The 8,843-nt window shown below is 70.5% G+C and carries 8 protein-coding genes; 4 read left to right on the top strand and 4 right to left on the bottom strand.

Annotated features, from left to right (window positions below; translation table 11 throughout):
* Positions 1-661: hypothetical protein (locus QK444_RS26690; protein ID WP_282784840.1), on the bottom strand; the 661-nt coding region annotated here is incomplete at its 3' end.
* A gap of 338 nt (positions 662-999) precedes the next feature.
* The gene (locus QK444_RS26685; protein ID WP_282784842.1) at positions 1,000-1,812 is read right to left on the bottom strand and encodes a DUF3097 domain-containing protein; all 813 of its coding nucleotides are present in this window, start codon (positions 1,810-1,812) and stop codon (positions 1,000-1,002) included.
* 352 nt (positions 1,813-2,164) lie between these two features.
* Here QK444_RS26685 and QK444_RS26680 point away from each other — a divergent pair, with 352 nt between their 5' ends.
* From QK444_RS26680 to QK444_RS26670, 3 genes are all read left to right on the top strand, one after another.
* A complete protein-coding gene (locus QK444_RS26680) occupies positions 2,165-2,596 on the top strand; it encodes an NfeD family protein (protein WP_029928649.1) in 432 nt (143 codons plus the stop codon).
* Between the two features lie 3 nt (positions 2,597-2,599).
* Entirely contained in the window at positions 2,600-3,859 is a 1,260-nt protein-coding gene (locus tag QK444_RS26675; RefSeq protein WP_282784838.1) for an SPFH domain-containing protein, read from the top strand.
* Positions 3,860-4,100: 241 nt separating this feature from the next.
* Positions 4,101-5,498 carry an AarF/ABC1/UbiB kinase family protein gene (locus QK444_RS26670; protein WP_282784836.1) on the top strand — a complete coding sequence of 466 codons (1,398 nt, stop codon included), beginning with the start codon at positions 4,101-4,103 and terminating at the stop codon, positions 5,496-5,498.
* Between the two features lie 13 nt (positions 5,499-5,511).
* Here the strand turns inward: QK444_RS26670 and QK444_RS26665 are convergent, their stop codons facing one another.
* On the bottom strand, positions 5,512-6,198 hold the full coding sequence (locus QK444_RS26665; RefSeq protein ID WP_282784834.1) for a GAP family protein: 687 nt from the start codon (positions 6,196-6,198) through the stop codon (positions 5,512-5,514).
* Between the two features lie 58 nt (positions 6,199-6,256).
* On the bottom strand, positions 6,257-7,453 hold the full coding sequence (locus QK444_RS26660; RefSeq protein WP_282784832.1) for an alpha/beta hydrolase: 1,197 nt from the start codon (positions 7,451-7,453) through the stop codon (positions 6,257-6,259).
* 199 nt (positions 7,454-7,652) lie between these two features.
* On the opposite strand from QK444_RS26660, the gene QK444_RS26655 reads away from it, so the two are divergent.
* On the top strand, positions 7,653-8,843 hold a 1,191-nt coding region (locus QK444_RS26655), incomplete at its 3' end, for a CocE/NonD family hydrolase (protein ID WP_282784830.1).

Raw genomic sequence — 8,843 nt, 5'->3', positions numbered from 1 at the left:
GGTCGGCGGTGTCGAGAATGCGCCGGGCCCGCAGCGGCATGGAGTCCGGGTAGCGGTGTTTGGAATGACTCGCCAATTCCGCCTCCACCAGTTCGCGCGGTCCCGCCGTACCGGCGCCGAGTCGGGTGGTCTGTAGTCGCTGCAGCGCGTCGGCGGCCTCGCGCACCGCCTGCCGCATGGTGAATTCCGCCTCGCCCAAGGGCATATCGGGTTCGGCGGTCGGCGGTATGGGGGTCGCGTAGACGGTCCACCGCAGGGTGTCGTCGTCGGACCACGTCGGCACCAGGCCGGTGCCGTGGCCGCCCGGCGCGCCCAAGAGCAGCCCCTCGCCGACCTCCATTGCGGCGGACGCGAATTCGGTACCGCTCGGCAGGCCGCGCACATCGCCGGGGACCGGCAGCACCAGCCGCGCCCGTGCGCTCGGGCCGGCCACGGCTTCCCGAATCAACTTGAGCAGCACCATGATTCCGGCGCCGTGCGCGTCGAGCGAGTCGTCGGACGCCCAGGGCAGCCCGGTGTGACCGCCCGTGACGGGGTCCCCGGCGGCCACGGTCTGCCGGGGCGCCCAGGCGCGCAGCGCGTCCAGCACGTCGTCGGGGGCGCTGTGCCCGGCCAGCCAGGAGCCTGCCCAGACCGTCAGCGTGGCGCTCGGGGTACTCATTCTTCGAGGATAACTGGAGGGCTGCGGACCGGGCGCGCGGAGCGGGAAGCCCGGTGGGCGGCCGAGGTCCGGGAGCGGCGGGCATGGCCACCGCACGCCGGAGATCCGACAGCGCACTCGGCGTTGAGGCGCGAGCGCGCATGACACGGTTGTGGCGTGCGATGGCCTTCGACGACCGCGGGTTCCGGTCGACGAGCGGTACCCGACGGCGTAGTGCGGTGCCAGGTGTCCGGCGGTGCGGGTGTTATCACGTCGTACGGCGGTTCGTGGCCATAGGTGGCCAGGCGGCGGGGCACGCCGCAGGGCGCGCCCGGCGAAGGCTGCTGTGTCGCGCGGTCCTAGGCGGGTTCGGTGACGAAGTCGATGAGTCGTTCGACGGCGCCGATGAGCGGACTCTCCAGATCGCGAAAACCGTTGACCGCGTTGTACACCCGCCGCCACCCGTCCTGCGGTGTACCCCAGCCGAGCCGGGTGCAGACGCCCGTCTTCCAATCCTCGCCCCGCGGCACCCGCGGCCATTCGCGAATGCCCAGCGCGGCGGGCCGCACCGCCTCCCACACGTCCACGTACGGGTGTCCGGTGACGAGGACGTGCTCGCCGAGCCCGGTGGTGAGGCCGGTCTCCTTGGAACCGGTTACCAGGTGGTCGACCAGGACGCCGACCCGGCGACCCGGCCCCGGGCCGAACTCGCCCAGCCGCTGCGCGAGATTGTCCAGCCCCTCCAGATGCTCGACCACCACGCCCTCGACCCGCAGGTCGTGCCCCCACACCCGTTCCACGAGGGCGGCGTCGTGCACGCCCTCCACCCAGATCCGGCTGGCCCGCGCCACCCGGGCGCGCAGCCCGTCCACCCGGGTGGACCCGGAGGCGGACCGCGTGGGCTGCCGGGGCGCGGTGGCCGCGGGTTTCACCAGGGTCACCGGCCGACCGTCGATGAGGAAGGCCGCCTCGCGCAGCGCGAACAGCCGTACCCGACCGGCGCGGTCCTCCAGCTTCACGAACTCGCCGTCGTAGCTGCGGTCGAAACCCACTACGGCACCGCAGAATCCGGTGGCAGCGTCCTCGGCGACGAGATCGCGTTCGGCCACCACCTTCGGCACCTCGCGCCGCTGCTTCCGGGTATGGCCCGAGTAGATGTCACCGCCGTACATGTCACGCCCGCTCACCGCATAGAAGCTACCGGTCCGAGCGTGCCGCGCGAGGCAGCGACCCGCGTCCTACGGGAGTGAACCGCGACACCGGCCGCGCCGCGACACCGCACCCTGCGGCGACACCGCGCCGTCGCGCGATATCGGCTGCGCTGGGATGCCGGCTGCGCTGGGATGCCGGCTGCGTCGGGATACCGCGCCGTGCCGCCACACCAGCTGGGCCGCGATACCGGCCGTGCCGCGGACCGGTTGGGTGTGCGGGTCCTCGACGCCGGTGAGGGATCACGCACCGGTATCAGGTCACGTTCGGATTCGATCTCCGCCGACGTAGCGGTAAAAGCACTAGGGTGGAGGCGTGGCCGCAATCATTTGGCTGGTCGCGGGATTGCTTCTCGCGGCGGCGGAGGTACTGGTCGGGGATCTGACCCTGCTCATGTTGGGAAGTGCCGCGCTGGTGACGGCCGGCGTGAGCGGGCTGACGGACACCTCCCTGATCGTCGACGCGGTGGTGTTCGGCATCTCCGCCGTCGCGCTCATGCTGGTGGTCCGTCCGGTTCTGTTGCGCCGCTACGCGGTTCGCCCCGCCAAGCCCATGGGTATGGAGGCGCTGCCGGGCAAGACGGCGCGGGTGCTGGAGCCCGTCGACGAGCACGGCGGGCGGGTCAAACTGGAGGGCGAGGTGTGGAGCGCCCGGCCGCTCGACCCGTCCGATCGTTACGAGGAAGGCGCGACCGTCTACGTCGCGGAGATCGACGGCGCGACCGCCGTCGTGTGGAAAGGGCCGTAAATTATGGCTGTACTCATCGTTGCCGCCGTACTCGTCCTGCTGGTCGTGGTGGTGGTGTTCAAATCGGTGGCGTTGGTGCCGCAGGCGGAGGCCGCCGTCATCGAACGCCTCGGCCGCTACTCCCGCACCGTGTCCGGTCAGCTGACCTTCCTGGTGCCGTTCGCCGATCGCATTCGCGCCAAGGTGGATCTGCGCGAGCGGGTGGTGTCCTTCCCGCCGCAGCCGGTGATCACGCAGGACAACCTGACCGTGCAGATCGACTCGGTGGTGTACTTCCAGGTCACCACCCCGCAGGCCGCGGTCTACGAGATCTCGAATTACATTGCCGCCGTTGAACAGTTGACGGTGACGACGCTGCGCAACGTGGTCGGTGGCATGACGCTGGAGGAGACGCTCACCTCCCGTGACTTCATCAACAGCCAGCTGCGCGGCGTGCTCGACGAGGCCACCGGCCGCTGGGGGCTGCGGGTCTCGCGCGTCGAACTGAAGGCCATCGATCCGCCGCCGTCGATTCAGGAGTCGATGGAGAAGCAGATGAAGGCCGACCGCGAGAAGCGCGCCATGATTCTCACCGCGGAAGGTCAGCGGGAGGCGTCGATCAAGACCGCCGAAGGTCAGAAGCAGGCGCAGATCCTGTCCGCCGAGGGCTCCAAGCAATCGGCGATCCTGTCCGCCGAGGGTGAACGGCAGGGCCGCATCCTGCGCGCCCAGGGTGAGCGCGCCGCCGCCTATCTGCAGGCGCAGGGCCAGGCCAAGGCCATCGAGAAGGTGTTCGCGGCCATCAAGTCCGGCAAGCCGACGCCGGAGCTGCTGGCCTACCAGTACATGCAGACCCTGCCCCTGGTCGCGCGCGGGGACGCCAACAAGGTGTGGATGGTGCCCAGCGACTTCGGCAAGGCCCTGGAGGGCTTCGCCCGCAACTTCGCCACCCAGGGTGAGGACGGCGTCTTCCGCTACGAACCGGCCCCAGACGGAGACACCGGCGAACGTCCCGAGGACGATTCCGACGAGGTCGCCGACTGGTTCGATATGGCCACCGACCCGGCCGCCGAACGCGCGGTCCGCGCCGCCGAGGCCGATGCCCGGCAGCCGGTGGAGGATCCCACCGCCGCCGCACTGGGTCGCCAGCGCGACGCGGGTCAGCGCGACTCCGGTCAGCGCGGTCTCCCCGACCCGTCGCACCAGGTGTCCTACCCGCAGCAGCCGACCTACTACGACCCGCAGCGCCCGGGCCCCCAACAGCCCGGCCCGCAACAACACTGAGCACCGGCTCGAGGAGCGGCGACCATCCCACGTGGCCGCTCCGCTCGCATCCGCGGTGACCGGCTTCGCGGTCGGGGCCGAAGGGGCATCTCGCGCGCAGAACGCGCGGCGTCGCGCGCTGTACTTGCCGTGTGTGACTCGGCGTGCGTTCGCGTCGGGTGCCCTTTCGGTCGGTGTTCCGGGACAGCGGGGTGCGAGCCGACCTTTGACAGTGCGCCGCACCGGTGGTGACGATGGTGGGGTGGCCGATCGCATCCCGACCAGCCGGATCGCTCGCGCCCACCGACTCGGTCGGGCGGTGGCGCGAGAGGTGCTGCGCGACACCGGGGTTCGGCTGTCCATGGTGGGGCGGTCGGAGGAGTTGCGGGCGCGGCTGGCGGAGAAGCAGACGCTGCGGGCCGCCGATCAGCTGTTCACGATTCTCGGCGGGATGAAGGGCGCGGCCATGAAGGTCGGGCAGACCATGTCGCTGCTCGACCTGGACATGTTCCCGGAATCGCACCGGGAGCGTTTCCGGGAACGCCTCGCGGATCTGTGCGATCAAGCGCCGCGCATGCCCTTCCCACAGCTGCGTTCGGTACTGGAGGCCGACCTCGGGCCGATGCGGGAGGTGTTCGCCGAGTTCGACACCGAGCCGCTGGCGGCCGCGTCCATCGGCCAGGTCTATCGCGCGACGCTGCGGGACGGCCGCGCGGTGGCGGTGAAGGTGCAGTACCCGGGCATCGAGGAGGCCGTGCGCGCCGACCTGGAGAATCTACGGCTGTTCGCCGCCTTCTGGCGGCCCATGCTGCCCGCCCTCGCCGATTCCCGGGTGCTCGAGGAAGTCTCGCTCGCCATCACCGGCGAGCTGGACTACCTGGCCGAGGCGCGGGCACAGCGGCATATGGCCCATCGCTACCGCGATCACACCCTCGTACACGTGCCCGATGTCGTCGCACCCCTGTGCACTCGCCGGGTGCTGGTCAGCGACCTCGTGGACGGCCGGCCCTTCGTGACGGGGGCGGAACTGCCCGCGTCGCACCGCGAACGCATCGCCGAGATCGTCTACCGCTTCTATGTCGGCTCCCTCTACCGCGACAACGAGTACTGCGGCGACCCGCACCCGGGCAATGTCCTGCTCGGCGCGGACGGGCGCGTGGCATTCGTCGACTTCGGGCTGTTCCACCGCATGCGTCCCGAATACGTGCGCTTCGAAATCGACTGCGTCCGCGCCGCCGTCGAAGGACGGGCGGAGGATCTGCGCACCCTGCTGGTGCGCCGCGGCGTCATCGACCCGACCACGCCCGTCCCCGCCGAGGAATGCCTGGAGTACATCGCCGCGACCGCGTGGTGGAGTCTGGTCGACGACGAGGTCACGGTGACCGGCGATATCGCCACCACCGCCTTCGCCCGCGCCGTCGACCCCCGCGCCGACGCCGTCGTGCAACGCGTCGACAACCTGCCCGCCGAACACCTGTTCTCCCGCCGCGCCGAACTCATGACCTTCGGCACCATCGGCAGCCTGACCGCCACCAACAACTGGCACCGCATCGCCCGCGAGTGGATCTACGGTGACCCGCCGATCACCGCCGTCGGCCGTGAGTTCGCCCGGCACCGTGCCGAATCCCCCACGGATCCGTCGCCGGGTAGTGGTGCGTGAGCGGCGTCGGATCTCACCACAGCACCGCGTGGTGGCGTAGCGCGTCGATCACGAGGACGGCTCCGAAGATCAGGAAGAGCACCCGCACCGACGCCGGGCCGAACCGGCGCATGCCCCGGACGAGGCTCCGGTGGAACCGCCGGGCCCGCGCGGTCTCGCGGGTGGCGGTGAGCAGGACCAGCGCCGGCGGCAGCAGCGCGATGGCGCAGTATCCGATGATGATCAGCGGCCACAGCGCGGGTCTGGGGTCGCGTGCCGAGAGCATGGCCAGGGCCGCCAGATAGGGCACCGCCGTGGGGGCCTGCCCGAGACCGATGGCGATCCCCGCCAGCCCGAGCAGCCACGGCCGTCGCCGCGCCTCCAGCGCCCACGTCGGCACCGTCGCCGTCGTACTCCCGGAGATACGGACGGCCCCGAGTGCCAGCAGTACGATTCCCGCGATCAGCTCACCCCAGTACCGCAGCGTCGGCGTCACCGTGAAATCCACCAGGTCGGTGACGAAGCTCAACCCCAGTACCGTGCAGATGCCGAAAGTCGTTGTGACGGCGAAGACTCCGGCGAGGAAGCTGAGCACCCCGGGCACCGGCGAGCGCCGACCGAGCCGACTGTCGTAGATCACCGCCGTGGTGACGCCGACCATCAGCACGTCGAGCGAGTCCAGGAACGCGAAGCCCGCGAGGACCAGTAAAAAGATCAACATGTCCACATCGACGATACGGACGATCCCCGCCCAGCCCGCCGCGGCGACCCGGCACGGTTCAGGTGTGCTGGAAGCGCACCTCCGGACAGGCCGGGTGCGGGCCGTCCAGTAGCGGCTGTGCGACACCGAGCAGATGCCGATCGAAGAAGGCGCGGACGTAAGCGCGGGTGAGCTCCACCGCACGCGGCCCGGAGAGGGTGCTCGTCGTGGGCAGGCCGAGCAGGTCGGCCCCGCCGCCCAACTGCTCGACCAGCACGGGGCTGTCACTGAAGGTGAAGTGATCGGAACCGGTGACGGTCAGCCACCGCTTCCAGCCGTGCAGTGCCGCCCACATGGCGTCCCAGGTGGTGTCGGCACCGCCGGGCCGGTGCGTCTCGTCATCGGTGCCGAGCATCAGGAAGGCGCGGTCGCCGAACCCGTCCGCGGGCGCAGCACCGAAGAACGCGCCGTCCATATTCGCTCCGGCGCGCACCCATGGATCCCGCGCCATGGCCGCGGCGGCCGCGGCACCGCCGATGGAATGGCCCGCCATACCGATCCGGCTCGCGGCCACGTACCGGGCCGGTGGCCACGACGGCGCGGTCGCGGCCAACCGATCGAGCAGGAAGGACACATCGGCCGCCCGTGCCGCGGTGAGGGTGTCGAGCGTGCCCGGGGCGTCCACCGTCTCGCAGACCACGCAGGTGGCGATCCGTCCGTCCGGGAGTTCGGTTCCGGACGCCTCGTTGACGTGGTCGACCGCCGCGACCACATAGCCGTGCGAGGCGAGGTCCTCCGCGAGGGCGGTGAGGGTGTAGCGGGGTGCGCCGAATCCGGGCGACAGCACGACCAGCGGGTGGGAACCGTCGACCGGTGTGGCATCGGCGGCGCTGTTGGTACGGGTGGCGCCGAGCAGCCGGGCGGCCTCCGGGTCCGCGGGCGCGCCCTCGCGGCGCAGCAGCAACTCAGCTTCCCCGGGGGTCGCGTACGGTGCGGGCGTGCCGGTTCCGGGCTGCGCCGGGTAATACACGCTGACCATGAGCTCACGGTCGCGCTCCGGCGTCCAGGGGTCACGGCGGGTTGCGTCGACGAGGTGGTGCACGGTACGCCCGACGGTGAAATGACCTGTGGGAGCGGGCAATCGCGGCGCGGACCCGGTGGCGGAGGTCGGCTGTTCGACGGTGGGAGCCGAACCGCAGGCGGCCAGCGCGACCAGCGCGACCAGTATGGCGACGGTGCGACGCGAAGTCTCGCGCACCGATTCTGTCTTGATCACCGATTCGAGGCTAGGCAGAGGGCAGGCGCCGCACATCGACCCGCGGTGGTAGTGGGTGACGGGGTACTCCTCAGGGAGGTGTCGGGGTGATGTCCACCCGCGGTGCCGGTGCGGATCATCCGCTGGTGCGACGACAGTCCAGGATCGGATTCGTACTGTCGCAGCTGTCGATCGGACGTGACGGTGAGGAGATACGACCATGGTGGGTAGGCGCAGGCGGGCGGCGGCGGTCGCGGCGGCCATGGCGATCCTCTGCGCGGGATGCGCTCGGTCCGAACCGGATTCGTCCGATCCGGCCGCATCCCGACTGTGGGGATATCTCGCCCTCGACGGCGGTGAACGCATCCGATACTCGGTGCTGCTGCCCGGCGGCGGCGGGCCGCATCCGGTGTTGGTGGAGTACGACGGCTACAGCGCCGGTTCCGATCCCGATATCGGAAGGGATTGGCTCGCCGAGGGTTACGCGATCGTCGGGGTGAACGTTCCCGGCACCGGCTGTTCGACCGGCGTGAACCACATCTTCGACGAGACCGTCGGCGCGGCCGGTGCCGCCGCTGTGGAATGGGCGGCGCGGCAGCCGTGGTCGAACGGCCGCGTCGGCATGATCGGCTACTCCTACTCCGGCTACAACCAGCTGTGGACCGCCGCGCAGCGCCCCGAGGGTCTGCGGGCGATCACGCCGAGCAAGAACGTCGCCGATCCCTACCGTGATGTCGGCTATCCGGGCGGCATCCAGAACGTCGGCTTCCCGGCCGACTGGTGGAACGGTTTCGCGGGCACCTGGCAGCACGCCGCCCGGCAGGCCGAACTGCTCGACGGCGACACCGAATGCGCGGCCGTCGCCGCCGCGAACACCGCCAACGCGCGGCGACCCGATATCGATATCACCGAATGGCTCGACAACGACCCGTACTTCGGCGACCGCTACGCGAGCAAGAGCGCGTATCTGCACACCGGCCGCATCGAGGTACCGGCGCTGGGTACCCAATCCTGGCAGGACGAGCAGGTCGGGCCGCGGGCCGGATACTACGAGGAGACAATGGATCCGGAGCGGATGTGGTTGATCAGCTCCAACGGCGACCACCACACCGACCTCACCGCACCGGACATCCACGCCGTGCTGAAACGATTCCTGGCTCACTTCGTCAAGGGCGAGGACAACGGATTCGATCGCGAGCCGCACGTGCGCTTGTTCCAGGAGATGCAGGTCGCCGCCGACGGTGAGAAGCCCCGGCTGACACCGACATCGGTCGCCGAGTTCGACCGGCTGCCGGTCCCGGTGACACCGATGCGGCTGTGGCTCCAGCCGGACGGGCGGCTCGACGCCACGCCACCGGCCCTGCCCGGCGCGTCCGCGCGCTACCGCTATCCGGACGCCGGGGCCGCCGTG

The sequence above is a fragment of the Nocardia sp. CC201C genome, assembly GCF_030010695.1.
Lineage (GTDB): Bacteria > Actinomycetota > Actinomycetes > Mycobacteriales > Mycobacteriaceae > Nocardia > Nocardia otitidiscaviarum.
Note: the sequence above shows the minus strand (reverse complement) of the source record. Positions and strands in the feature narration are given on the sequence as shown.

Coding starts and splice junctions, on each gene's coding strand:
- QK444_RS26675 (WP_282784838.1), top strand. CDS start 2,600: ATGGCTGTACTCATCGTTGCCGCCGTACTCGTCCTGCTGGTCGTGGTG.
- QK444_RS26685 (WP_282784842.1), bottom strand. CDS start 1,812: ATGTACGGCGGTGACATCTACTCGGGCCATACCCGGAAGCAGCGGCGC.
- QK444_RS26665 (WP_282784834.1), bottom strand. CDS start 6,198: ATGTTGATCTTTTTACTGGTCCTCGCGGGCTTCGCGTTCCTGGACTCG.